24 protein-coding genes are annotated in these 21,956 nt (G+C 72.6%); 8 read left to right on the top strand and 16 right to left on the bottom strand.

Going from position 1 to position 21,956, the window contains the following annotated elements:
- Positions 1 to 30 precede the first annotated feature (30 nt).
- Together Dvina_RS19585 and Dvina_RS19590 are read right to left on the bottom strand one after the other, a co-directional pair.
- Entirely contained in the window at positions 31 to 855 is an 825-nt protein-coding gene (locus tag Dvina_RS19585) for a hypothetical protein (protein ID WP_223103909.1), read from the bottom strand.
- 23 nt (positions 856 to 878) lie between these two features.
- Complete coding sequence (locus tag Dvina_RS19590) at positions 879 to 1,400, bottom strand: SigE family RNA polymerase sigma factor (protein WP_223103910.1); 522 nt, start codon at positions 1,398 to 1,400, stop codon at positions 879 to 881.
- A gap of 245 nt (positions 1,401 to 1,645) precedes the next feature.
- Between Dvina_RS19590 and Dvina_RS19595 the strand changes: the two genes are divergently transcribed.
- Positions 1,646 to 4,360, top strand: a complete 2,715-nt coding sequence (locus Dvina_RS19595) for an AAA family ATPase (protein WP_223103911.1) — start codon at positions 1,646 to 1,648, stop codon at positions 4,358 to 4,360.
- A 10-nt stretch (positions 4,361 to 4,370) separates the two neighbouring features.
- Here Dvina_RS19595 and Dvina_RS19600 read toward each other — a convergent pair whose 3' ends face one another.
- The 9 genes from Dvina_RS19600 to Dvina_RS19640 all read right to left on the bottom strand — a co-directional run bounded on the left by Dvina_RS19600 (position 4,371) and on the right by Dvina_RS19640 (position 13,788).
- Positions 4,371 to 6,242, bottom strand: coding sequence for a multicopper oxidase family protein (locus Dvina_RS19600; RefSeq protein WP_223103912.1), 1,872 nt, complete (start codon positions 6,240 to 6,242; stop codon positions 4,371 to 4,373).
- Positions 6,235 to 6,768, bottom strand: coding sequence for a hypothetical protein (locus Dvina_RS19605; RefSeq protein ID WP_223103913.1), 534 nt, complete (start codon positions 6,766 to 6,768; stop codon positions 6,235 to 6,237). The genes Dvina_RS19600 and Dvina_RS19605 overlap by 8 nt, the downstream gene beginning before the upstream one ends.
- Positions 6,765 to 7,325: a hypothetical protein gene (locus Dvina_RS19610; protein ID WP_223103914.1), complete on the bottom strand. Its 561-nt coding sequence runs from the start codon at positions 7,323 to 7,325 to the stop codon at positions 6,765 to 6,767. The genes Dvina_RS19605 and Dvina_RS19610 overlap by 4 nt, the downstream gene beginning before the upstream one ends.
- Positions 7,322 to 9,559 (bottom strand): GMC family oxidoreductase, encoded by a 2,238-nt coding sequence (locus Dvina_RS19615; RefSeq protein WP_223103915.1) that lies wholly within the window; start codon positions 9,557 to 9,559, stop codon positions 7,322 to 7,324. Before Dvina_RS19615 ends, Dvina_RS19610 begins: the two co-directional genes overlap by 4 nt.
- Before the next feature lie 202 nt (positions 9,560 to 9,761).
- Positions 9,762 to 9,959 carry a hypothetical protein gene (locus Dvina_RS19620; protein ID WP_223103916.1) on the bottom strand — a complete coding sequence of 66 codons (198 nt, stop codon included), beginning with the start codon at positions 9,957 to 9,959 and terminating at the stop codon, positions 9,762 to 9,764.
- A 9-nt stretch (positions 9,960 to 9,968) separates the two neighbouring features.
- Positions 9,969 to 10,427, bottom strand: coding sequence for an SRPBCC family protein (locus tag Dvina_RS19625; protein WP_223103917.1), 459 nt, complete (start codon positions 10,425 to 10,427; stop codon positions 9,969 to 9,971).
- Between the two features lie 16 nt (positions 10,428 to 10,443).
- The gene (locus Dvina_RS19630) at positions 10,444 to 11,796 is read right to left on the bottom strand and encodes a carotenoid oxygenase family protein (protein WP_223103918.1); all 1,353 of its coding nucleotides are present in this window, start codon (positions 11,794 to 11,796) and stop codon (positions 10,444 to 10,446) included.
- Complete coding sequence (locus Dvina_RS19635; protein ID WP_246656560.1) at positions 11,793 to 13,214, bottom strand: MFS transporter; 1,422 nt, start codon at positions 13,212 to 13,214, stop codon at positions 11,793 to 11,795. Before Dvina_RS19635 ends, Dvina_RS19630 begins: the two co-directional genes overlap by 4 nt.
- A gap of 199 nt (positions 13,215 to 13,413) precedes the next feature.
- Positions 13,414 to 13,788 carry a VOC family protein gene (locus Dvina_RS19640; RefSeq protein ID WP_223103920.1) on the bottom strand — a complete coding sequence of 125 codons (375 nt, stop codon included), beginning with the start codon at positions 13,786 to 13,788 and terminating at the stop codon, positions 13,414 to 13,416.
- 102 nt (positions 13,789 to 13,890) lie between these two features.
- Between Dvina_RS19640 and Dvina_RS19645 the strand changes: the two genes are divergently transcribed.
- On the top strand, positions 13,891 to 14,556 hold the full coding sequence (locus Dvina_RS19645; RefSeq protein ID WP_223103921.1) for a TetR/AcrR family transcriptional regulator: 666 nt from the start codon (positions 13,891 to 13,893) through the stop codon (positions 14,554 to 14,556).
- Positions 14,553 to 15,200 carry an NAD(P)-dependent oxidoreductase gene (locus tag Dvina_RS19650; RefSeq protein ID WP_223103922.1) on the top strand — a complete coding sequence of 216 codons (648 nt, stop codon included), beginning with the start codon at positions 14,553 to 14,555 and terminating at the stop codon, positions 15,198 to 15,200. The genes Dvina_RS19645 and Dvina_RS19650 overlap by 4 nt, the downstream gene beginning before the upstream one ends.
- A 55-nt stretch (positions 15,201 to 15,255) precedes the next feature.
- On the opposite strand, the gene Dvina_RS19655 is transcribed toward Dvina_RS19650, so the two are convergent.
- Complete coding sequence (locus Dvina_RS19655; RefSeq protein ID WP_223103923.1) at positions 15,256 to 15,690, bottom strand: nuclear transport factor 2 family protein; 435 nt, start codon at positions 15,688 to 15,690, stop codon at positions 15,256 to 15,258.
- Between Dvina_RS19655 and Dvina_RS19660 the strand changes: the two genes are divergently transcribed.
- A complete protein-coding gene (locus Dvina_RS19660; protein ID WP_223103924.1) occupies positions 15,671 to 16,204 on the top strand; it encodes a MarR family winged helix-turn-helix transcriptional regulator in 534 nt (177 codons plus the stop codon). The two genes, Dvina_RS19655 and Dvina_RS19660, sit on opposite strands and share 20 nt — an antisense overlap.
- 44 nt (positions 16,205 to 16,248) lie before the next feature.
- Here Dvina_RS19660 and Dvina_RS19665 read toward each other — a convergent pair whose 3' ends face one another.
- Positions 16,249 to 16,470, bottom strand: coding sequence for a hypothetical protein (locus Dvina_RS19665; protein ID WP_223103925.1), 222 nt, complete (start codon positions 16,468 to 16,470; stop codon positions 16,249 to 16,251).
- 319 nt (positions 16,471 to 16,789) lie between these two features.
- On the opposite strand from Dvina_RS19665, the gene Dvina_RS19670 reads away from it, so the two are divergent.
- A complete protein-coding gene (locus tag Dvina_RS19670) occupies positions 16,790 to 17,212 on the top strand; it encodes a DUF3618 domain-containing protein (protein WP_223103926.1) in 423 nt (140 codons plus the stop codon).
- The gene (locus Dvina_RS19675; RefSeq protein WP_223103927.1) at positions 17,209 to 17,481 is read left to right on the top strand and encodes a DUF4235 domain-containing protein; all 273 of its coding nucleotides are present in this window, start codon (positions 17,209 to 17,211) and stop codon (positions 17,479 to 17,481) included. The genes Dvina_RS19670 and Dvina_RS19675 overlap by 4 nt, the downstream gene beginning before the upstream one ends.
- A 21-nt stretch (positions 17,482 to 17,502) precedes the next feature.
- Here the strand turns inward: Dvina_RS19675 and Dvina_RS19680 are convergent, their stop codons facing one another.
- From Dvina_RS19680 to Dvina_RS19690, 3 genes are all read right to left on the bottom strand, one after another.
- A complete protein-coding gene (locus Dvina_RS19680) occupies positions 17,503 to 18,690 on the bottom strand; it encodes an alpha/beta hydrolase family protein (protein ID WP_223103928.1) in 1,188 nt (395 codons plus the stop codon).
- A 108-nt stretch (positions 18,691 to 18,798) separates the two neighbouring features.
- A complete protein-coding gene (locus Dvina_RS19685; protein WP_223103929.1) occupies positions 18,799 to 19,476 on the bottom strand; it encodes a response regulator in 678 nt (225 codons plus the stop codon).
- 20 nt (positions 19,477 to 19,496) lie between these two features.
- Positions 19,497 to 20,666 (bottom strand): sensor histidine kinase, encoded by a 1,170-nt coding sequence (locus Dvina_RS19690; protein WP_223103930.1) that lies wholly within the window; start codon positions 20,664 to 20,666, stop codon positions 19,497 to 19,499.
- 146 nt (positions 20,667 to 20,812) lie between these two features.
- Here Dvina_RS19690 and Dvina_RS19695 point away from each other — a divergent pair, with 146 nt between their 5' ends.
- Positions 20,813 to 21,472, top strand: coding sequence for a VOC family protein (locus tag Dvina_RS19695; RefSeq protein ID WP_223103931.1), 660 nt, complete (start codon positions 20,813 to 20,815; stop codon positions 21,470 to 21,472).
- 185 nt (positions 21,473 to 21,657) lie between these two features.
- Positions 21,658 to 21,939, top strand: a complete 282-nt coding sequence (locus Dvina_RS19700) for a GlsB/YeaQ/YmgE family stress response membrane protein (protein WP_223103932.1) — start codon at positions 21,658 to 21,660, stop codon at positions 21,937 to 21,939.
- The last annotated feature ends 17 nt before the right edge of the window (positions 21,940 to 21,956 follow it).

Consider the following 21,956-nt stretch of genomic DNA (forward strand, 5'->3'; position numbering starts at 1 on the left):
GATGGCGGGGACAAGGCGGTTGCCGCTGTACTACTTGCGAGGCTTCTCGGAGCTGTGGGCCGCTTTGTCGCTCTGCTTGCCGGCCGGTGGCTCCACCTCGCTCGCGGGTGGGGCCGTGACGGTGACCGGGACGCCGAAGTCGCCGAAGGTGATGACGTTGCGTGTGCCGCTGTCGACGAAGTCGAGCTGGACCCGCCGGATCCGGTCCTGGTCGTCCACGTCCACGGCTCCGGCAATGGTCCGCGAACTTCCTGCTGCCTTCGGATCACCCTTGTCGGTCAGCGAGAAGATGAACCGCGTGCCGGTCCAGCCGTCGCCGGAGGCGGCACCGTCCTTCCGGAAGCTCGTGGCGGATCGCAGCCGCTGCAAGGTCTGCGCCGGGTCCGGTATGACGAGTTTGATCACGGCGGCGGCCAGCGGCGCGTCGGCCACCTCCATGCGCGGGGAGACCTCCCAGGTCGTCCCACCTTGCCGGACGTACATCAGGTCGCCGATGAAGCGGGTCTCGGCGTCTTCCCCGACCGCCGTGATGACGCCCACCCGCTGGACGGGGTCGAAGGCTCCCTCGAACGCCCTCGTACCGCTGCTGCCATGGACCCGATAGCTCTGCCGGCTGGTGTTCTCGACCGCGGCAACCACCTGGGCCTGGGCCGAGGGTTGGCCGACTGGCAGGGCCAGCACCGTCACGCTCACAGCCAGTACCACCGCTGCCGCGACGCCCAGCGGCACCAGGACCCGGCTTCGCCGGCGTTCCCGTCCCGCCGGCGCCGCCGGCACGGCGGTCATGAGATCGATGTCCGGCGGGCGGTCCTCGGTCGCTCGGATGAGCAGTGCGCGAACTGCTGTCTCGGTCATTGACGACTCCTCGTGTTGGTTGCTCACCGGACTCCACTCCTCTCCGTCTCGCCTCGGTTGACCGCCGTATCGGATGCGATCAGCCGCCGCATGGCCTGCAGCCCGCGATGCGTGTGGGTCTTGACCGTCCCCACCGAACAGCCCATCACCCCGGCGACATCGGCCTCCGACAGATCCTCGAAGAACCGGAGCACCAGTGCCGTGCGCTGCCGCACCGGAAGCTTCGCGAGCGCGCTGCGGACGTCCTCCGCCGTGGCGCCGGCGTCGCTCACGTCACCTGGAGCGGGCACGTCAGGCAGGTGAGCACGAGGGACTTCCCGCCGCCACCGGGCACGCCACCAGGAGCGGTGGGTGTTGACAAGCATGCGGCGCAGGTATGCGTCAGGCTCGGTGCTGGTGTCCAGGCGATCCCATACCCGGTACAACTTGCCCAGACATGCCTGCATCAGGTCCTCGGCCGCATGCCAGTCGCCGGTCAGCAGGACCGCTGTTCTCAGATGGCGATCTCCCCGATGCCGGACGAAGTCTGCGAAGGACGTATCCACCCGGTCTCCTTCCGTCCCATGAAACCACCCCTGACACTCCTCGAGGCCCACCCCTGGTTGACGTCGCGGGACAACACGACGGCGGACAGGCGCACCTTCGTCGGTGATCTACACCACTGATGACGCTCCGGCCCCAACGCGTACGAAACGCTGTGGGTAGCAGAGAGTGCAAGAGGTGGCGCGCCCCGTGACCGAGTGGTTGGTTTAACAGCCCGGCCGCGGTGAGCAGAGGCGATACTGCTGCCGTGACGACTGACCGGGCAGAGCTGGCCGCGCTGACGCAGCTCCTGGGGCGCACCCGGCAGGGCGGCGGCGGAGCGTTGGTCGTGCGCGGCAGCGCCGGGATCGGCAAGACCTGGCTGCTCGAGCAGGCCCTCGACCGGGTACCGCAGGTGCGGGCGCTGCGCTCGACGGGCGTGCAGTTCGAGTCCGAGCTGCCGTACGCAGCGCTGCACCAGCTCACCGCTGCGCTGTTGGACGGAGCCGGCCGGCTGCCGGATGGCCAGCGCGCCGCACTGCAGGCAGCGTTCGGGCTCGGGGGCGGGCCGGTGGCCCCGGACCGGTTCCTCGTCGGCATGGCGGTGCTGACCCTGCTGTCGCAGTCGGCCGAGACGGATCCACTGGTATGCGTGGTCGACGATGCGCAATGGCTGGACCGGGCCTCGGCGCAGGCGCTCGCTTTCGTCGCCCGTCGGGTGGGCGAGGAAGGTGTCGCGTTGCTGTTCGCGGTCCGCGACCCGATGCCGCTCCCGGACCTCGAAGGGCTGCCCGTGCTGGCGATCGGCCCGCTGCCCGACAGTCAGGCCCGTGACCTGCTGGGGCAGGTGCTCCGGGCGCCGGTCGACGCCCCGGTGCGCGAGCGGGTGCTGGCCGAGGCGCGCGGTAACCCGCTGGCGATCGTCGAGCTGGCCGGGGCCACCGCGCCGACCCAGCACGCCGGCGGCTTCGCCGTGCCGCGGCTGGCCGGTCAGGACACTGAGGCGCTGTACGTCGAGCGGCTCGCGACGTTGCCCGAGGAAACCCGAACGTTGCTGGCCGTCGCCGCCGCCGAACCCCTGGGCGACCCGGGACTGCTGTGGCGGGCGGCGGAGCATCTGCACCTGCCGCCGGCGGCGCTCGACCCGGCAGTGGCGGCCGGGCTCATCAGCGTGGAAGCACGGGTGCGGTTCCGGCACCCGCTGGTGCGCTCGGCGGTACACGGCGCGGCTGGTCCCGCGGTTCGGCGCGCGGCGCACGCCGCGCTGGCGGCGGTCACCGACACAGGCCGGGACCTGGACCGGCAGGTGTGGCACCGGGCGCAGGCAACGGTCGGGCTCGACGAGGACGTTGCCGGGGCGCTCGTGGCATCGGCCGAGCAGGCGCGGGCGCGGGGCGGGCTGGCCGCGGCGGCGGCGTTCCTGACCCGGGCGGCGGAGCTGACTGCGGACCCGAGCCGGCGCAACGTGCGCACCCTGGAGGCGGCTGCGCTGACGCTGCGGGCCGGCTCACCGCAGGAGGCGCTCGAAGTGCTGCGGGCGGCCGACCCGGCCGGCCTGACCGCGCGGGAGCAGGCGCACGCGGACCTGTTGCGCGGAGAGATCGCGTTCGCGCTGCAGCGGGGCGTGGACGCGCCGGGGCTGCTGCGCCGGGCCGCGCGGCGGCTGGAGACGCTTGACGCCCGCGCGGCCCGCGACGCCTACATCGACGCGCTGCACGCATCGCTCATCGTCGGGTTCCTCGGCGAGGACCTGCGCGCGGTGGCCGCCGATGCCCTCGCCCGCCGGCCGACGCAGGCGCCGCCGGAGACCGCCGACCTGCTGCTGGACGGGATGGCCTCGGTGCTGCTGGGCCGGTCCGTGGACGGTGCGGCGCTGCTGGCGCGGGCACTGGCGGATCGCACGGACGCGGTGTGGGCGCGGCGACCGTCGTTGGTCGCGGCCTGCCTGGAGCTGTGGGACCTGGAGGCGTACCGCGAGATCCTGCAGACAGTGGTGCGGGAAGCCCGGCAGACCGGCGCCCTCACCGCCCTGCCGCAGGCACTGGGGACCCTCGCCGGCGCGTCGATCCCCTACGGCGATCTGCGCGCCGCGGAGATGCTGCTCGACGAGGGGGACCGGCTGGCCGAGGCCGCCGGCACCACGCCGCTTGTCTACCCACGGCTGCATGTACTCGCCGTGCGTGGTGACGCGGACGCCGCCGACCGGCTCTTCGACCAGGTGACCGCCGACGCCACCGCCCGCGGCGAAGGGCTCCTGGTGGCGTACGCGTCGTTCACCCGGGCGCTACTGCGCAACGGGCTGGCCGACTACGCCGGCGCCCGGTCCGCCGCGCGTGAGTCCGTCGACCGCCTCGACATGGTGTTCACCGGTCTGGCGTTGCGGGAACTGATCGAGGCTGCGGTACATCTCGGTGACGTCGACACCGCCGCCGAGGCGCTCGCCGCGCTGCGGGAACGCACCGGGGCCGCCGGCACCGCGTGGGCCCGCGGCATCGAGCTCGGCTGCGCGGCGCTCCTTGCCACCGCCGCCGCGGCGGACGAGGGTTACCGGGCGGCGATCGACACCCTGACCGCGGCGGGCACGGAGTGTGACACGGCCCGGATGCGGTTGCTGTACGGGCAGTGGCTGCGCCGCGAGGGCCGGCGGATGGATGCCCGCGTCCAGCTGCGCGCCGCTCATGAGGCGTTCGTCGGGATGGGTGCCGAGGCGTTCGCGGCCCGCACGGCAGCCGAGCTGCTGGCGACCGGCGAGCGCGCGACCCGGCCGGCCGGCCCCTCGGCGGACCAGTTGACCGCGCAGGAGCTGCGCATCGCCCGGATGGTCGCCGAGGGCATGACGACGAAGGAGACGGCCGCCGCGGTGTTCCTGAGCCCGCGCACCGTCGACGCTCACCTGCGCAACATCTTCCGCAAGCTCGGCATCCGGTCGCGCCGGGAGCTGCGTACCGTCCGGCTGGACGGCCCGGCATCCAGCGCCGGTTGACGCGCTGCCCTCACTCGGCCGCCTCGCCGCTGTGATCGTGCGGTGCGGTCACCCCGATGTAGGCCAGATGCCAGGTCATGCCTTCGGCGGCGTGCTTGAAGTTGTGGCAGTGGTCCATCCATACGCCGGGGTTGTCGGCGCGGAAGGTGATGTCATACCACTCTCCGGGCGCGACGTTGAGAGTGTCCGTCCACCAGGGGCTGCCGGTGACCGGCCGGCCGTTGCGGGCGAGGACCCGCACGCGATGGCCGTGCAGGTGCATCGGGTGGTCGATGATGCCACGGTTGGTGACCCGCATCCGCACGGTGTCGCCGACGGCGACCATCAACGTCGGGATGGCCGGGGCGAGCCGGCCGTTGACCGTGTTGGCGAACGTCAGACCGGCACCGCTGACCTTGAAGCCGTTGTCCAGCCGGAGGTCGAAGCGACGGTCCGCGGCGGCCGGCGGCGGGGTCGCGTCGGGGCTGCCGTAGGCCGCCGGGTCGAACGCCGGGCCGTGGCCGTCACCGGCCGGCTCGCCGAGCCCGGTGGGGCTGAGTACCAGGGCCGCCGTGGCGGCCTGCTCGTTGCTGTGCAGGCTGACGGTCACCGTTGTCGCGGGCATGACGAGGGCGACGTCGTAGCGGCCGCCGGCGGCGAGCAGGAGCACCGTGCCGGAGGGCAGCACCCCGGGCTCGTGTACCGCGTTCCCGTCGATCGCCGCCACCTGGAACTGCACGCCGGTGACCTGGATACGCTGCGGATCCTGGGAGCTGTTGATGAGGCGCAGCCGGAGGGCTCGCCCGTCGGGCACGGCGCGGCGGGTTGGTGCGTCGGCGTCGTTGAGCGCGCTCACCGTGTCCTTGCCCAGCGGCCAGGCGTGCGTGAACAGGGTGAACTCCCCGTCATCGTGTTCGGGCGCATCGACCAGCAGCGCGCCGAACAGTCCGCGGGCGACGGTGTCGCGGGAGTCGCGGTGACTGTGGTACCAGAAGGTGCCGCTCCGGTTGGGCACGAAGCGGTAAACGTGCTGCCCGCCCGGTGGCACCGCGTCCTGGGTGAGTCCCGGCACGCCGTCTTCGGCGTTGGGCACGTCGACACCGTGCCAGTGGATGGTGACGCCCTCGGCAACGTCGGTGTTGACCAGTACCACTTCGACGACCTGCCCGGTGCGTACCCGCAGCGTCGGCCCGGGCGACGTGCCGTTGAAGGTGAGCGCCGGCACGACGCGGCCGGACGCCAGCCGCACCGTGCCACGGGCCGCCGTCAGGGTGAAGCGCACGTCGGCGGATCGGCCGCGGGGCCCGGTGAGCTGGGCGATGTCAGCGGCGTACGGCACGCGAGTGGTGCGTGGACCACCGCCCCAGTCAGCCGAGTCCACGGGACGGCCGGGCAGGAACAGCAGGCCGACGGCCGCCACGATGAGCAGGGCACCCACGACCGCCGGCGAACGCTTGCCGGTGCCGTGCCCCCGCCGGCGCAGCGCCGCCGCGGCGGCGGTCAGGGTGAGGGCGACGGCGACCACCGCGGCCACGGCCGGGGCGCCGGACGGGTCCCGCGGGACCCACGCCAGCCACGCCGAGATGAGGACCCCGGCCGCAGCGACCTGGCCGGAGATCGTGACGGCCCGGCCGCGCACGGCAGCCACGGCCGCGACGGTGAGCGGGACCACGGCGGCCGGTAGCCCGATCGTGACCCGGTCGTCGACGAGGACCCAGCCTCCGGCCGACAGCAGTGCGGTGACGACGATGCGCGCGGCGACCACGACGGCCGTCACCGCGAGCGGCCAGCGCAACCGGCGCGGATCGGCGCCCGAACGCGCGGCGCGGATCGCGAGCCAGACGGCGACGCCGGCGGCGATCGCGGCCAGCATCAGGTCGGTGATGAAGAGCGGTTCAGCCATGGTCCGGATCTCCGTGTTCGTGCAGCTCGGCCGCGATGCCACGCCAGAGCGGCAGGGCGGTGAAGTAGGCGGCGCCGGCTGCGGCGATCCCGAGCACGAGACCGGTCGCCCAGCGCCCCTCGCGGCTCCAGTAGACGTCGCGGAGGTTGAGCAGCAGCGGCGCCTCGTCGACGACCAGCGCGCCGCCGACGCCGTAGCCGGCGCCGACGAGGCAATGCACGCCGACGCGGTCGGTGCCGCGCACCGCGAGGGCACCGGTCGCGGCGAGCAGTGCCACGCCGGGCACGTAGTGGTGGATGTGCACGCCGGCCACGGTGACGTCGCGCAGCACCGCCGGTCGCCGCGCCTGGGCACCGGTGCGTCGCCGCCGGATGCTGCCGGTCACGGCTCTGGTGGCGACCATGGTCAGGGCGAAACTGACGCAGGCGATCAGGGCCGAGCGCTGCGGCGCGGTAAGCGTGTCGCGGAACTCCGCATGGGCTCGGGTTGCCGCCCGCCGCAGCCGGTTCGGGCGCCTGGCCCTCATGGGCGCGCCCCCGGGTCGGCGCCGGGCCGGGCGGTGGTTGCGACAGGCGCGTACCGCTCGTCTCTGACAACTTCGACGAGCAGGACCCAGGCGTTGGTCATGGCCGCGACCATGGCCCAGACGGTGCCGAAGGCGTACCAGCGCAGGTCGGCGCCGATCCATCCGAGCAGCCCGGCCCCGGCGGCGAGGGAAGGGATGGTGCTGCTGAGGATGAGCAGCAGCCGGGTCACCCGCCAGGCGGTCGGCTGCCGGCTGGGCCGGCGCAGGCCGGGCAGGAAGATGCCGAGCAGCAGCGCCAGCGTCCCGGCCGCGATGAGCAGGAGCTGCGCTCCGGCCGCGCCGGGGCCCTGGTGCGGCACGAGCAGCACCACGGACTGGCACAGGACGCTGACGAAGATGACGACGCCCTCGCCTGCGCGGCCCGGCAACTCGTGGTGGCGCAGGATGGCGTTGATGTTGATGCTGACGGCGACGAAGACCAGGCCGGTGAGGACGGCGGCGGCTCCGGCCTGCGCGAGCGCGAACTCGCTCCAGGCGTGCAGCTCGGATTCGGTCATCGGAACTCCTCTCGGTGGGGGTTCGCCGCCGGGCGGATCGGCCAGGCGGCTGCGCTGACGCGCCGGACGAAGAACCAGACGTAGCGGGCCAGCGCCGGGGGCGAGCCGCGGAAGGTACCCAGCTGGCGTAGGAAGCCGGCCGCGCTCAGGCGCAGCACGCCGGCTCCGCCGCGACCCGGCCCGGTCACGGTGACGGGCAACGTGGTGGTCGCCGCCCAGAGCCGCCTCAGGTCACCGGGCTGGACAACCTTGCGGCCGCGCAGCTCCCATCGCCGGCCCGCGACGAGGAACGGCAGCTCGTACTCCATCCGCCGGGCCCGGCCGGCGCCGCCGTTGCCGTCGGCGCGGGTCAGCATGCGGACGGTGCCGTGCTCGACGGTGACGCCGGGCTGGCCGGTCAGGCCGGCCACCTCGACACGGCCGACGGCGCGGGCGGGATGGTCGGGGTCGCGAAGGAACGTGTCCACGTCGGTGACGGCGACGGTGATCGTGGCCGCTACTGCGTGGGCCGTGCCGTCGACCGACACGGTGCCGCGCATCACCTCGGTGAACTGGACGTCGGGCCGGGGCACGGCAGGGCGTATCGCGACGACCGCGTCCTCGGGCAGGGACGGCCGGGCCACTGTGGCCTTGCCCGGTGCGGTCCAGGCCGGGTCGCCGGTGATCCGGCGGATCAAGATCTCGAGGCACCGTTCGGCCACGGCGGTGATGGTGTGCGAGGGGTTGGTGCCGGTGGCGGCCGGCAGGATGGCGCCGTCCAACACGTAGAGGCCCGGGTGGCCGAACACCTCGCCGTCGACGTTTACCACACCGTCGTGCGGGCCGGTGCCCATCCGGCAGCCGCCGAGGCTGTGCACGGAGACCGGCCGGCCGAGGTATCGCCACGTCGGCGGCAGGGCCAGCCGCCCGCCCAAGGAACGCACGATGTCGGCCGCCGCGTCGCTCTCGGCCGCGTACAGGGGCCGGTCGCCAGTGGTGTCCCAGTCGACGTGCAGGTGGCCGCCGCGCAGGCTGAGTCGACCCTCGCCGTGGTCGCGCCCCATGGACAGCAGTACCACGGTGTGGTCGGAGGCGTCACGCGCCGCAGCCTCCACGACCGGCCCGGGGGCGCGGCCCTCCCGCAGTGCCCGCGCGACGCTCGCCAGCCCGAGTGCGGCCAACCGGCCGGGCGACAGGGCCATGATGAGCCGGGCCAGGTGCGCCGAGTAGCCGCCGTCCTCGACGAGGAACCACGCCGGCCGGTCGGCCCCGGGCCCGGTGTCCACGAGCCGGGCGGTGGTGATCGTCGGTCCGCGGTCGGGGTACACGGGTGCGGTGGTGCCGTGCCCGAAGGCCAGGAAGTCGCCGTTGCCGGAGTAGCCGTGGCCGAGCGTACGCGGAAGGTCGGGCAGGGTGCGGTACTGGTCGCGGCTGCGCAGCAGGATGGCGGTGCTGCCCAGCGCGCCGGCGGCCAGGACGACCCGTTCGGCCGTGACCGTCCGCCGGACGTCGTGGCCGTGGTCGTGCAGGTGGATGCGGTACCCGCCGCCGGGCAGGCGTTCCAGGTGGACCACCTCGCAGCGGGTCGAGACCGTGGCGCCGTGGCGTTCGGCGAGCGCGAGGTAGTTGAGGTCGAGGGAGTTCTTGGCGGCGATGTTGCAGCCGATGTCGCACTCGCCGCAGTACAGGCAGCCGGCCTGGGCTGCGCCGAACCGGTTGCGCACCGGCCGGCCCGGCGCCCCGAACGTGACGGCGAGGTTGGGCAGGAACACGCCTTGGCCGGCGCCGCCGGCGGCCAGCAGCCGGGTCTTCGGCGGCAGCTGACCGGTGCGCGGATCGGGTGGCACCGGCCTGATCGCGAGCATGTCGGCGGCGAGGTCGTAGTACGGGTCGAGGGTGTCGCGGCGGTAAGGCGCCGGCCAGTGCGTGGCGAAGACCTCGGCGGGTGCGCGCATCGCCACGTTGGCGTAGACGAGCGATCCGCCGCCGTAGCCGGCCGCGGTGACCGTGAGCATCTGCGGGTACGGCCGGATGTCGTAGAGGCCCTGCTCGTGTGCCCACAGCCAGCCCTGGTCAGGGTCGCCCAGCTCGCGTGGGAAGCTGCCGGCCGGCCAGCGCCGGCCACGCTCGAGGACGGCGACGTCGATGCCGGCCTGGGCCAGGCGGCAGGCGGCGACGGCGCCGCCGAAGCCGCTGCCGACCACGACGGTGTCGAAGTGCTCGCGAAGTGGCCGGTCGGCCCGCGTCCGGGTCATCGCGTCGCTCCGGAGGTGTCGGACCACGCGAGGTCCAGCACGCTGCCGACGGTGTCGACGGTCTGATCGAGCTGCAAGTGCATGGCGATGCCGTTCCTGTTCGCGGGTGGCCTGGACAATGCCGTCGGCCCGGCGTGGGGCGCGTGCAGTCATCCGGGGCGGGCGGGCCGGGAGGCCGCCGCCCCGGACGGGCCGGGATGGATCAATCCCAGAGAATCAGCGCCGCGGCGACCGCGACGACCGGCACCAGCAGCCACGGCTCGGCCAGCACCGCGACCGCGGCGAAGAGCAGCGCGAACCACAGCAGTGCCTTGGCGATGCGCCGCTGGGTCCGCCGGCGCGGTTTGCGGGCGTGCGGCGGCGCGTCGGTCACCGCCGGTGCGGTGTGGGTCTCGGTCATGGCGTGCTCCTATTCGGTCCGGGCGGCGGCCTCGGCGGCGCCGCGGAGACGGTCGAGCCAGCCGGCGAGCGAGGCCTCCAGCGCCGCGCGCAGGGTGTCCGGGTCGGCCCGCACGGGGTCGCCGTCCCAGGACTCCGCGGTCTGGACGAGCGTGCGGTCGCCGTCGGCGGTGAAGGTCCACTCGTGCACGCCGGTGATGCCGTGCGCCGGGCCGCCCCAGAGGATGCGGTGGGGCGCGTCGAGCGCGTAGACGGTGGAGGCGATGGACAGGCCGGCGGTGCTCCAGTGGAAGGTGCCACCGACGTGCAGCGGCCCGTCGGCGTGGGCGGTGTCGATGTCGGTCTGCCACTTCGGCCATCCGCTGACGTCGACGTGCACGCGCCAGACCACGTCGGCCGGGGCAGCGACGACGACTTCACGGCGCACGACGATCGTGGCGTCCTCGTCGATATGGGTGGGGTGGGTCATCAGGTGCTCCATTCGCTCAGGCGAGGTCGGTGTCGGGAATCCAGGAGCCGTGGATGCCGGCCGGCACCCGCCGCGGCAGTTGCACCGCGGCAACCTCGCGCAGCTCGGAGGCGTCGAGGATGAGCAGCTCGGAGGAGTTGGAGCCGAGGTCGCTCACGACGGACATGAGGTAGCCGTGGTCGTCGGCGGTGCCGCCCTCGGCGGGCACGAAGTACGGCTCGCCGGGCAGCCGGTCGCGGCCCAGGTCGAAGACCTTCCGGGCGCCGGTGCCGTTGTCGTACTTGACGATGGCCCAATCGGTGCGGCCGCTGCCCGGGAACGCCAGCGCGTAGGAGTGCCGGTTGGGCAGCCCGACGAGCCGGTTGTCGATGGTCGGGAACTCGGTGACGAGGTCGTCGGTGATCTCCTCGGATGCTTTGCCGGTGGCCGGATCTAGGGTCCAGCGGTAGGCCGTCATGCCGGTGCCCGGCACGGTGGAGTAGCCGGGCGCGCCGACCCACCACTTCCAGGTCGACTCCCAGGCGGTGCGGTCGTAGCGGGGGCCGTCCACGATGACCCGGCCGCCGGCGTCGATGTGCGCGTTCGTACTGTGCAGCAGCGCGCCGGGCTCGACGTCGAACCACTGGACCTCGGCGGGCCCGGTGCGTGGCATGACGCCCATCCGTGCCGGGTAGTTGTCGTTCCACCGGTACGGGATGCCGGACTGCTCGGCCGGGTTGAAGGTCACCGGCAGGTCGAAGAAGATGACGTGATCGGTGGTGATCGCGAAGTCGTGCATGAGCGACGGGCCCGCACCCTCGATGACCTCGGCCCGAGTGATGTGCCCCGCCGGCGACGCCGTGTAATAGATCAGGTGCGGCGGGAACGGCGAGTAGCACAGGAAGTGCAGCTCGCCGGTGATCGGGTCCTCCTTGGTGTGCGCCGTCATCGGCGTCTTGAGACCGCCGTTGAAATCGAACACCCCGACCGTGTCCAGCTCCGGGCTCACCTGCCACGGCAGGTTCACCTCCTGCAGGGCCAGCAGCCGGCCGCCGAACTCGATGATGTGGGTGGCTGCGGCGCTCGCGGCCAGGTCCATCGATCCGTCGGCCCGGAACAAGGGGGCGTCGTCGGTGAAGGCCGGCGTGTGGACCCAGCGGTTGCGGTACCACTCGGCCCGCCCGCCACTGAGCCGCACGCCGTGGAGCATGCCGCTGCCGCGGAACCAGTGGGTGGGAACCACACCCGGCTTCGGGTTGTGGCCGTTGCGGATGTAGCGGCCCTCCAGCTCCGGCGGGATCGTGCCGCGCACCGGCAGGCCGGTCGCCGACGTCTCGTCCAAGACGGGCGTGTAGTGGCCGCTGAGATACGGCTTGGGCAAGGCGTTCACACGGTTTCCTTCCGGTTGGTCGGCTGCGGGTGCAGCACGAGGGAGAGCACGGCGGTCACGGCCGTCAGCACCGCCGCGCCGATGAGGGCCGCCCGGTAGCCGGCGGCGAGCACCGCCGGGGGCGCGGCTGGGCCGGCCGAGCCGGCGGACGCGGCGAGGGTGCTCAGCACCGCCAGGCCGATGGCTCCGCCGATCTGGCGGGTGGTATTGATCAGCCCGCCGGCCAGCCCGGCGTCGGCGGCCGGCACGCCGTCCGCCGACAGGTCGGTCAGCAGGACGAAGGCCGTGCCGAGGCCCAGGCCGATGAGCACCGACGGTCCGGCGACGGCGGTGAGGAACCCGCCGTGCACGGGGACCCGCGCCAGCCAGGCGAGCCCTCCCGCGACGGCGGTCAACGCGACGGTCAGCAGCAGGCGGCGGCTCGCTCGGTGGGTCAGGCGTGGCGTGGCCGTCGAGGCCGCCGTCACGGCCAAGGCGAGCGGCAGCTGGGTAAGCCCGGCCCGCACCGGCGAGTAGCCCAGTACCCGCTGCTGGTACAGCGGCAGGAAGAAGAACAGCGCCAGCCAGGCGGCCCCGAGCAGCACCATCAGCACGTTGGCCGGCCCCACCGCCCCGGTGCGCAGCACGCCGAGCCGGACCAGCGGCTGCGCGACCCGCCGCTGCGCCACGACGAACGCGGCCAGCAGACCGATGCCCAACGCCAGCACGCCTATGGTGCGCGGTGACGTCCAGCCGTGCTGCCCGGCACCGGACAGCGCCAATGTCACGGCGATCAGCCCTCCGGTCACCGTGACCGCGCCGACGAGGTCGATCCGGCCGCCGCCCGGCCGGTCCCGGGGTACCAGCGGCCGGGTGGCCACCGCGATCGGTACCGCGACCACGACGCCGGCGGCGAACACCGCCCGCCAGCCGAACACGTCGGTCAGCACGCCGCTGAGCAGCACGCCGGCCGCCCCACCGGCGCCGGTGACCGCCCCCCAGACGCCGAGCGCCCGGGCTCGCCCGGCACCCGGCGGGAACAACGCGAACACCAACCCGAGCGCCGCCGGGGCCAGCAACGCGGCGCCGACGCCCTGCACCGCCCGGGCCGCGATGAGCAATGGGGCAGTCGTGGCGGCCGCGGCCGCCACGGAGCCGGCCGCGAACACCGCAGTCCCGGCCAGGAACATCCGCCGCCGGCCGAACACGTCGCCCAGCCGGCCGCCGAGCAGCAGCAACGATCCGAACGCCAGCACATAGGCATTCACCGTCCACGCCAGGCCCGTGGCCGACAGTCCGAGCCCGGCCCCGATCGCCGGCAGCGCCACGTTGACGATCGACGTCGTGAGCACCACCAGGAACTGCGCCGTGGCCAGCACGATCAGCGCACCGCCCGGTGCACGGCTGTCCGTGACGCGGTCACGTGCGGGCTGGGTCATCGTCACGAGCGGTCTCCCTCCGGCGACGGGCAGTCCGTATCGCCCGATGCCGCTACGCTCCCAAGCCCGACCCACCGCTCGCGTCGGTGAACATCGCCTATTCCGCCGCCTACGCGGCCCGCTCGCTACCTACCGGACGTCAGATACAGCACCACTGCGTAAGACCGACGATTCGGTACGCCGAAAGGAGTCGGCCCGGTCAGACGACGGAGTAGATGTTGATGAGGTTGCCGTCCGGGTCGCGCAGGAGCATGGACCGGTTGCCCCAGGGCTGGGTGGTCGGCTCCTGGACCCAGTCGGTGACATGGTCGCGCAGGCGGGCGTGCTCGGCGTCGACGTCGGCGACCTCGAACTCCAGAATCGAGGACCGGTTGGCCGCCGCCACTGCGGCGTCCTGGTTGAAGCGCCTGACGCCGGCGCTGGTGACAAGCGCGATGATGCTGCCGTCGGTGTGCAGCTCCGCGTAGTCGTCGGGGCCGAACGGCCGCACCGCGTCGGTGCCGGTGAGCGTGGCGTAGAAGTCGGCGAGGGCCGGCAGATCGTCGGTGACGAGGCGTACGGATGCGAGTTTCATGACACGCTCCTGGCGGCTGCGGGATGCCGGGCTTTCCGGCTCCGCGGTGATACAGTACGATACGGTAGCGTACTGTTTCTAGTATCGATCGGAGATCGCATCGTGGCTCCAGCTGACAGATCGGTCGACGCCCGGGTGCAGCGGTCGAAGGCGACAGTCCTCGCGCAGACCTACGAGCTGCTGTCGGCGGGCGGGATCGGCGGGGTCAGTATCGATGAGGTGTCGCGGCGGTCGGGCGTTTCGAAGACCACGATCTATCGGCATTGGCCGTCGCGGGCGGCACTGCTGATCGAGGCGTGCTCGACGATCGGGTCGGCACCGCCGGTTCCCGACACGGGTAGCTTCGCGGGGGATCTGACCGCCCTGTCCCTGGACCTGGCCGAGCAGCTGCGGACCGCGCGCTGGGCCGTCGTACTGCCGTCCATTGTGGATGCCGCCGAACGGGAGCCGGAGCTGGCCGGACTCCATGCCGAGCTGCACGCGCGGCTCATGGCTTCGTTCGTCACGGTCACCGAACGGGCCAAGGCGCGAGCGGAGCTCGCACCCGACCGCGACCCGGCCGACGTGATCGCGGCGATCGCCGGCCCGTACTTCTATCGTCGCTGGTTCTCGCGCGAGCCGCTCGACGACGCGTTCGTCGAGGGCGTCGTTCGCGACTGCCTGGACCGTGTTTGCACCCCATCTCCGCCGGACGGCCACAGCCCCACGTCGCCGCCGGGGACGCCGCACGCCCCGAACGGGTCTTCCGCCGGCGCGGTGCAGTCGTGAGCGCGGTGGTCGTGTTCGGCGCCGGCGGGCGGACCGGGCGCCTCATCGTCGATCGGGCTCTCGCCGAGGGGTATCACGTCACCGCCGCCCTGCGCCGCCCGGACACCCTGAGCGATCTCGACCGGCACTGGGCGGCCAGTCGCCGGTTGAGCCTCGCCACGGTCGACGTCCGTGACGCGCAGGCGGTACGTGCGGTCCTGCCGGGCCACGAGGCCGCCGTCTCGGCCATCGCCAGCCGTGGGCGGCACCCGCACGGGCTCTTCTCCGAGGGCACCCGCACCATCATCGATGCCCTCAACGGCTCGGAGGTACGGCGGTTCGTCGCCGTCTCGTCCCGCGGTGTGAACTTCCGGGATCCGTTCCTGCCGTTGCTGTACCGCCGCGTCGTGCGTCCCCTGCTGCTGCGTGACGTGTACGCCGACATGCAGGCCATGGAGGCCCTCGTCCGCGCCACCCGTCTGGACTGGACGCTGGTGCGGCCGCCCAGGCTCATCGACGCGCCGGCGCGCGGCACGTACCGCGTCGAGGACGGCCACAACCCTCGTGGCGGCTGGACGCTCGCCCGCGCCGATCTCGCCGCGTTCGTCGTCGAGCAGATCAACGCTCGCGAGTGGGTGCACCGCGCGCCGACGCTCGCCTACTGAGCGGCGTCGCCGGCCGCCGGTGGGGTGCGGGGCCGCAGCGGCTGGGCGGCGGCGGTCACGAGGCCGCCTGCGCGGCGGTGAAGGGCTCATAACAGTCGAACGTCTCGTGGTCGACCACGACGCCGTCGCGAACCGTCAGCAGCGCCGCCACGTGGGCCACCAACTCCTGGCCGGCCCGGAACGGACCGGCGTCGACATCGACGACGCCGCGCCAGGTCGCCCGCACGGCCGCACGCGGGCCGGCGCTGAAGACCTCGTGGACGTCGAAGGACTGCTCGCGGAGCAGCGCCTTCCCGGCGCGGAACCCGGCGACGGTGCCGGCCCGGTCGCGCACGGCTCCGGCCGGCGTGACGGCATTCGGGTGTTCGGTGATGCGGGCATCGGGCGACAGCAGGGCCCGGAGGTCGTGCTCGGTCGAGGAGAGGTCGGCGACGACGGCGTAATAGCGGCGGACGACGGATTCCACATCCATGGTTGTGCGATTTGCCATGGCGGCCAGAGTACACAACTATGGTTGTGTGTTGGAAGAGCGGAATCCCGCATTGGACATGTCGTCCGCGCTCACCCTGCTTGGCGATGCGGTCACGCATCGGGTGCTCCGCGCGCTCGATGGCACGGGGCTGCGCCCCGGACACGGCTACCTGATGCAGCGACTGGTGACCGGGCCGGCCACGGCGACGGAGATCGCCGACGAGCTGGGCATCAGCCAGCAGGCAGTGTCCAAGGCGCTCAAGGAGCTGGGGGACCTCGGGCACGTCGAGGTCGTCAGTGGCACCGGTGACCGCCGCCGCCGGCCGATGACGCTTACCGCGACCGGTCGGGACGCCGTCGGACGAGCACGCGCGGCGCGGCGGGAGATCGACGAACGGCTGCGGGACACCCTGGGCGCCGACGAGTTCAACGCCACGATGGCTGCCCTGCGGACGGCTTTGGATGCTCTCGGCCTGGGCGATCAGATTCGCCGCCGTGCGGTACAGCCGCCGACGGGTGCCCTCGAGGACTGAGGCGGCGGGGTCCCGGGCCGTGACGGACCCGGGACCCCCTGCGCCTACACCGACGGGCCGGTGATCCGGTCGGCGCGGTCGTCGATGTGGCGGGCTTCAGCGGTGACGGCGTCGCCGAGATCGTCGAGGCGTCGACGGGTCTCGCTGTCCGGTGAGCGCTGGGCGCTGCGGTGCAGGGTGTCCTCGGCCTCTTCGAGCTGCTGGGCGGTTGCGTGCATGGTGGCCGCGGTGCGGTGCCGCTGGCCGGCGTCCTCGCTCGTGGTCATGTCCGATTTGATACCCCCTCGACGCCGGCGCCAATCGCAGGGTGGGCGCCCGCGGCGGCCGGCGCATCATCGCGCCCGCCGGCATCGCAGGCAGGACCCCCTGCGCACTGCCACCGTCACGGCGCTGGCCGGAACGTTTACCCGGCGGATGGCAAGGGCAAGAGCGTCGCATCGAAGGAAATGCGAAGACGGAGCCCCGTGCGCACAGCGGGCTCCCGGCGGACGCCGAGCCGACGAGCGCCGGAGCGACCGACGGTCGAGCAGATCCCGACGCGGACGTAGCCGCGGTGAAGGCCGCGGTCCAGGAAGGACGACGGGCATGAGCAGCTCAGGAGCATCCGCGGCGCCGCAGGACCCGGACGAACTGCGGGCGGAGATCATCCGGACTCGTGCCGCCCTCGGCGACACCGTCGAGGCGCTCGCAGCGAAGGCCGACGTGAAGGGCCGCGCGAAGCAGGCGGTGGGTGACGTGGTCGACGACGCCAAGCAGCGCCTCGGCGCAGCGGCGGAGCAGACCCGCCGGGCCGTGAGTGACGCCGCGACCACGGTCGCGGAGAAGGCCGGCACCGCCGCCGGTGTGGCGGCCGAGAAGACGAGCGTTGCGGCGACGTCGGTGCGGGAGGCGGTGCGCGAGGCGGATCTGCCGGCCCAGGCCCGCCGTCCGCTGCCGTGGGCCGTGGTCGCGGCCGCTCTCGTGGTGGCTGGTGTCGTGGTGTACGTGATGCGAAGGAGGCGGGCATGAGCAACTGGGCGGCCAAGGTGGCCTACAAGCCGGTCGGGCTGCTGCTCGGTGTGGGTGCCGGGCTCGTGTCGGGGCTGGTGTTCAAGCAACTCTGGAAGATCGCCGGGCACGGCGACGACGCACCGAACGCCACCGACGAGGACCGCGGCTGGGGTGAGATCCTCGCGGCCGCGGCCTTGCAGGGCGCCGTCTTCGCCGTCGTCAAGGCATCCGTGGACCGGGCCGGCGCGGTTGCGGTCCGTCGCGCCACCGGCCGCTGGCCGGACTGACCCACAGCCTGCAGCCGTCGGTTACGGCACGAACATCACCTCCGGGAAAGCCGGGTCCGGGCCGTCCAGCAGGTGTTGCCGACGTTGCCGCAGGTGCAGGTCGAAGAACGCCAGCGGGTACGCCTGCTGGATGCGCACCGCCCTGGCCGGGTCAAGGGTGCCGATCCAGTCACGGAGTTCCTCGTCGCTCATCCCGGCGACAACGGCCAGCTGTGGCATCAGGGCCTGGTAGTCGCTGTAGGAGGAGTGGACAGCGCCGACGGCCTGCAGATTGCGCCACCATCCGCGCAGGTGCGACAGGAGTTCGGCGACGCTGGGCTCGGCCCGGGTGAATACGGCGGTCAGCAGCAGGACGGGACGGTCCAGGTCGGTGGTGATCGTCGGCTGCATCGGGCCGTCGATGGCCAGCCCGGCCTTGACGCGGCGGTCCGCCTGCATGACCAGGGTGGTCGCCGTTGCGCCTTTGGACCAGCCGAACATGCCGATGCGAGTCAGGTCCAGTGCACCGCACAGGTTGGCCGGCAACGTCCGGTGCGCAGCATCGGGATCGGCGCCGGCGGCGAGCGCGGCGATGCGGTCGAGCACGAACCGGATGTCGTCGGCGAAGTCCGCGGGGCCCAGCGCCCGCTGCGGGTCCTGCAGCGGTACGACGACCCGGCCGTCGGGGAACTCACTGAACGCGTCATCGGTGTGGTCGACGGTGACCACCGCGTACCCGTGGCTTGCGAGCTCCTGCACGACGATCGTGTTCTCGGCCCGGTGGCCGTGCGCGCCGTGGGAGTACATGATCACCGGAAGCCGTCCGATGGTGCGCCGGACCGGGGCGCCCACGTGCCCGGCGGTCAAGGGTGCGGCCGCGATGTCGGCCGGGAGCCCGGCGGAGGCCAGCAGTGCCGGCAGGACCGCGGGTGCTATCCACGGCGCCGCTGGATGCCGGTCGACGTGCTGCGCCGGGTACCAGATACTGATCATCAACTCGCGACGCTGTCCTGGACGTGCGCGGTCGATGAGGTGCAGCGGTACCGTGCCGACCGGGTAGGGGCCGGTTGGCCCGGGCAGGACGAGCCGGACTGGAGCCGGGGAGGCCGACGCCCGCGAGGTGCCCGCGAACTCGACCGGCACGGCCGCCGCAATGGTCAGTGCAGCCGTGATCGCCTGTCTGCGAGTGAGGCGTACCCGGTTGCTGTGTGCCGCAGGTGTCGCTGCCATGTGCCCTCCGCTGTGTAGGAACCGTGGCTTCACGATGCCGGTGATCGGCCGGCGTGTCGTCGGCCCGTGGGCTGCATCTGCGGCAGGCGGGTGGTGCTCGGGGCGTCATCACGGCACGAGCTGGTACTCGTAGGCGCGGATGACGAGCTGCACCCGGTCCCTGGTATTGAGCTTCGTGAGCAGCCGGGCCACGTGGGCCTTCGCCGTGGCGACGCTGATGGTGAGGTGTGCGGCGATCTCCTGATTCGACATGCCGCGACCGACGAGCGTGAGCACCTCCGTCTCCCGGGGTGTGACGCCGTCCGGTAGCCGGCCCCTGTCCGGCTGGGCCTGTGGTGGTGCCGCCGGCGTGGCGAACGCCGCGATCAGCCGGCGGGTGACGCTCGGGGCGATCAGGGCGTCCCCGGCGGCGACGACGCGGATCGCCTGCACGATGTCCTCAAGCGCCATGTCCTTGACGAGAAAGCCGCTGGCCCCGGCGCGCAGCGCCGCATAGACGTACTCGTCCTCGTCGAACGTGGTGAGAATCAAGACCCGGGCTGTGCCCGGTTCGGCCATGAGCTGCCGGGTCGCCTCGATCCCGTCCATGTCGGGCATCCTGATGTCCATGACGACCACGTCCGGGCGCACCGAGCGGACCAGCCGGACCGCGTGCCGCCCGTTGCCGGCCTCGCCGACAAGTTCGATGCCGGGTGTGTCGGCGATGAGCACCCGCAGCCCGGCCAGGATCAGTGGTTGGTCGTCGACGAGGACGAGCCGCACCAGTGGGCTTTGCTGGAGTTGCATGGTGTCGCTCCGGCTGGTGTTCAGGTGGTCCTGGGCAGTGGCAGACGGACGGCGACCCGGTAGCCGCCGGCGGGCCGTGGTCCGGCGGTGAAGTGCCCGCGCAACAGCGTCGCCCGCTCCCGCATGCCGAGCAGCCCGAACCCGCCACGGGACTTCGTTTCCGGCGTGGCATCGGATGCGGCCGGCCCGGCCGGGCCCCGGTCGACGATCTCGAGCGTCAGTTCGGCGTCGTCGTGGCCGATCGTCACACGGCAGGCGTCGGTACCGGAGTGACGCACCACGTTCGTCACGGCCTCCTGGATGATCCGGAACGCCGCGAGATCAAGGTCGGACGGCAGTGGGCGGCGCGCGCCCTGCCAGCGCAGCTCGACAGTGACGCCGGCGTCGGCGGTGACCGCGATGAGCCGGTCGAGGTCGGCCAGGCCGGGCAACGGTTCCAGCAGCGGTGCGTGGTGACCGTCGCTTGTCTCCTTGCCGCGCAACGCCCCGACCGCCCGGCGCAAACCGGCCAGCGCCTGCCGGCTGGTCGTCTCGATCGCCTGTAACGAACTACGCGCCTCGACCGGCCGCGTATCGATCACGCGCGCGCCGACACCCGCCTGGATCGCGATGATGCTGATGCTGTGCGCAACCATGTCATGCAGTTCCCGGGCGATGCGCAGCCGCTCGGCGGTGATCGCCTGTGATGCCTCCTGCGCGCGTACCACGTCGGCGTGTGCCCGGCGTTCCCGGTTGCGGTTGCCGACCAGCCAGGCGGCGAGCATCGCCATGGCCAGGGCCAGGACGAACGACGGTGCGCTCGCGAGCCGGCCGACGGCGATGACGCCGACCTCCGCCACGCACGCCACCGTCGCCGCCAGGATCGACACCCGTGGCGGGCGGTGCGTCGCGATGTAGCCGACCGTGAGATCGATCGCGATGAACTGCAGGAACCGCACGTCGCGCAGGTACCCGAACTCCCATGACCACACGTACGCGGCAATGACCAGGCAGCCGGTGAGCATGAGGGCAAGCGCGATCACTGGGCGACGGGGCAGCAGTACCAGCGGCATGACCACCACCAGCAGTGGCAGTGTGTACCGCATCCCGGGCAGGCCGAAGCTGTCGGTGCCGCCGTTCGCCGCGGCGGCCGCCACCACCAGCGGATAGCTGCCCAGCAGGAACCATGTCAGCGGAGTGCGGAGATTCACCGACTCACCGTATTCGCCTGACGCGTCAGGGTCATCGGTCCCTGGGCGTACGCCCGCAGGCTGACGGCGGATTGATCATCGTCGGGGGAGGGCGTGGCGGTGATGGGAGCGTCGAGCGGTGCCATAGGGTAGGCGTCGTGCTGACAGTGCAGGACGCCATCCCGGTGTGCTACGTGCGCGATCTTGATGCCGCGCAGTCGTTCTACGAGCTGCTGGGGCTGGTTGAGCAGCGCAGGGGCGGGGACGCGCAGGGCGGCTACCGGTACCTCGGCGCCGGCGACTGCACCGTGTTGCTGGTCCGGGTCGATCCGAGCCCGGTGTCGCCGCCGTTGCCGCTTGCCGTGTACCTGTTGTCCGAGGATGTTGCGGCCGTGCAGGCGGCACTCACGGCGGCCGGGACGCCGTGTGAGCATGTCGGCTACCCCGAACACGCGCTCGGCGGTGAGCTGCGCACCGCCGACCCGGACGGCAACGTCGTGGTGCTCGGCCAGCGCGCGAATACCGGTTCCGCCACCGCCGGGCGCCAGGACGTCGGGTATTCAATCTTGCAGGAGGCGGCGGCACGGGCGGCGGCCCGCGGCGATGCACCGGCGGAGTGTGCGATCGGCGGGCGTGGCGGTGTGCCATGCCCCGAGCCGGCCGCCGTCCGCGTGGCCGACCCGTCCGGGACCACGGTGTGGGGTTGCCTGGCCCACACGGAGGAGGCCCTGCTCAACGTGCGGGCGGCCTTCATCGCGGCCGATGACGACCAGGGTTTGGCGCCTTGGCTCGCGAGCCGCCGCCAACCACCGGCGGACGGCAGCTGACAGCCGTTCTCGCTGCCCTGCGCGGTGGTAGGGGCCGCGGTCCGGACCGGTTGCGGAGCTGCATCGGCGTTGCTGCGCCGTCACGCGAGACGCCCGCGCAGCGGTCGTGTTTACCGCGAGGCCGGTCCGGGCAATCTCCTGTCGGCGGCGAAATCGGCGCCGCTGATTGGCTTCAGGAGGAAATTGTGACCGTCACCGGAATCATTACCGCGCTGATCGTCGGTTTGATCATCGGCGCGCTCGGCAGGCTCGTGGTCCCGGGCCGCCAGAACATCCCGATCTGGCTGACCATGGTCATCGGCGTTGTCGCCGCCCTGATCGGTACCGCCATCGCCAACGCCATCGGCGTGTCCACCGACACCCCCGGCGTGGACTGGGGCGAGCTGCTCGTGCAGGTCATCGTCGCCGCCGTCGGCGTGGCCATCACCGTCGCCGTCATGGGCCGCGGCCGTCGTAGCGCCCTCTGAGCGTCACGGTCGGAACG

Source organism: Dactylosporangium vinaceum (genome assembly GCF_019904175.1).
Classification (GTDB): Bacteria; Actinomycetota; Actinomycetes; order Mycobacteriales; family Micromonosporaceae; genus Dactylosporangium; species Dactylosporangium vinaceum.

Bases quoted from the DNA above. Each gene is read 5' to 3' on its own strand.
- Dvina_RS19685 (WP_223103929.1), bottom strand. From the start codon at position 19,476: ATGCAACTCCAGCAAAGCCCACTGGTGCGGCTCGTCCTCGTCGACGAC.
- Dvina_RS19665 (WP_223103925.1), bottom strand. From the start codon at position 16,470: ATGACCACGAGCGAGGACGCCGGCCAGCGGCACCGCACCGCGGCCACC.
- Dvina_RS19680 (WP_223103928.1), bottom strand. From the start codon at position 18,690: ATGGCAGCGACACCTGCGGCACACAGCAACCGGGTACGCCTCACTCGC.
- Dvina_RS19670 (WP_223103926.1), top strand. From the start codon at position 16,790: ATGAGCAGCTCAGGAGCATCCGCGGCGCCGCAGGACCCGGACGAACTG.
- Dvina_RS19655 (WP_223103923.1), bottom strand. From the start codon at position 15,690: ATGGCAAATCGCACAACCATGGATGTGGAATCCGTCGTCCGCCGCTAT.
- Dvina_RS19585 (WP_223103909.1), bottom strand. From the start codon at position 855: ATGACCGAGACAGCAGTTCGCGCACTGCTCATCCGAGCGACCGAGGAC.
- Dvina_RS19620 (WP_223103916.1), bottom strand. From the start codon at position 9,959: ATGACCGAGACCCACACCGCACCGGCGGTGACCGACGCGCCGCCGCAC.
- Dvina_RS19635 (WP_246656560.1), bottom strand. From the start codon at position 13,214: ATGACCCAGCCCGCACGTGACCGCGTCACGGACAGCCGTGCACCGGGC.
- Dvina_RS19615 (WP_223103915.1), bottom strand. From the start codon at position 9,559: ATGACCCGGACGCGGGCCGACCGGCCACTTCGCGAGCACTTCGACACC.
- Dvina_RS19625 (WP_223103917.1), bottom strand. From the start codon at position 10,427: ATGACCCACCCCACCCATATCGACGAGGACGCCACGATCGTCGTGCGC.
- Dvina_RS19605 (WP_223103913.1), bottom strand. From the start codon at position 6,768: ATGAGGGCCAGGCGCCCGAACCGGCTGCGGCGGGCGGCAACCCGAGCC.
- Dvina_RS19660 (WP_223103924.1), top strand. From the start codon at position 15,671: ATGGTTGTGCGATTTGCCATGGCGGCCAGAGTACACAACTATGGTTGT.
- Dvina_RS19610 (WP_223103914.1), bottom strand. From the start codon at position 7,325: ATGACCGAATCCGAGCTGCACGCCTGGAGCGAGTTCGCGCTCGCGCAG.
- Dvina_RS19640 (WP_223103920.1), bottom strand. From the start codon at position 13,788: ATGAAACTCGCATCCGTACGCCTCGTCACCGACGATCTGCCGGCCCTC.
- Dvina_RS19600 (WP_223103912.1), bottom strand. From the start codon at position 6,242: ATGGCTGAACCGCTCTTCATCACCGACCTGATGCTGGCCGCGATCGCC.
- Dvina_RS19675 (WP_223103927.1), top strand. From the start codon at position 17,209: ATGAGCAACTGGGCGGCCAAGGTGGCCTACAAGCCGGTCGGGCTGCTG.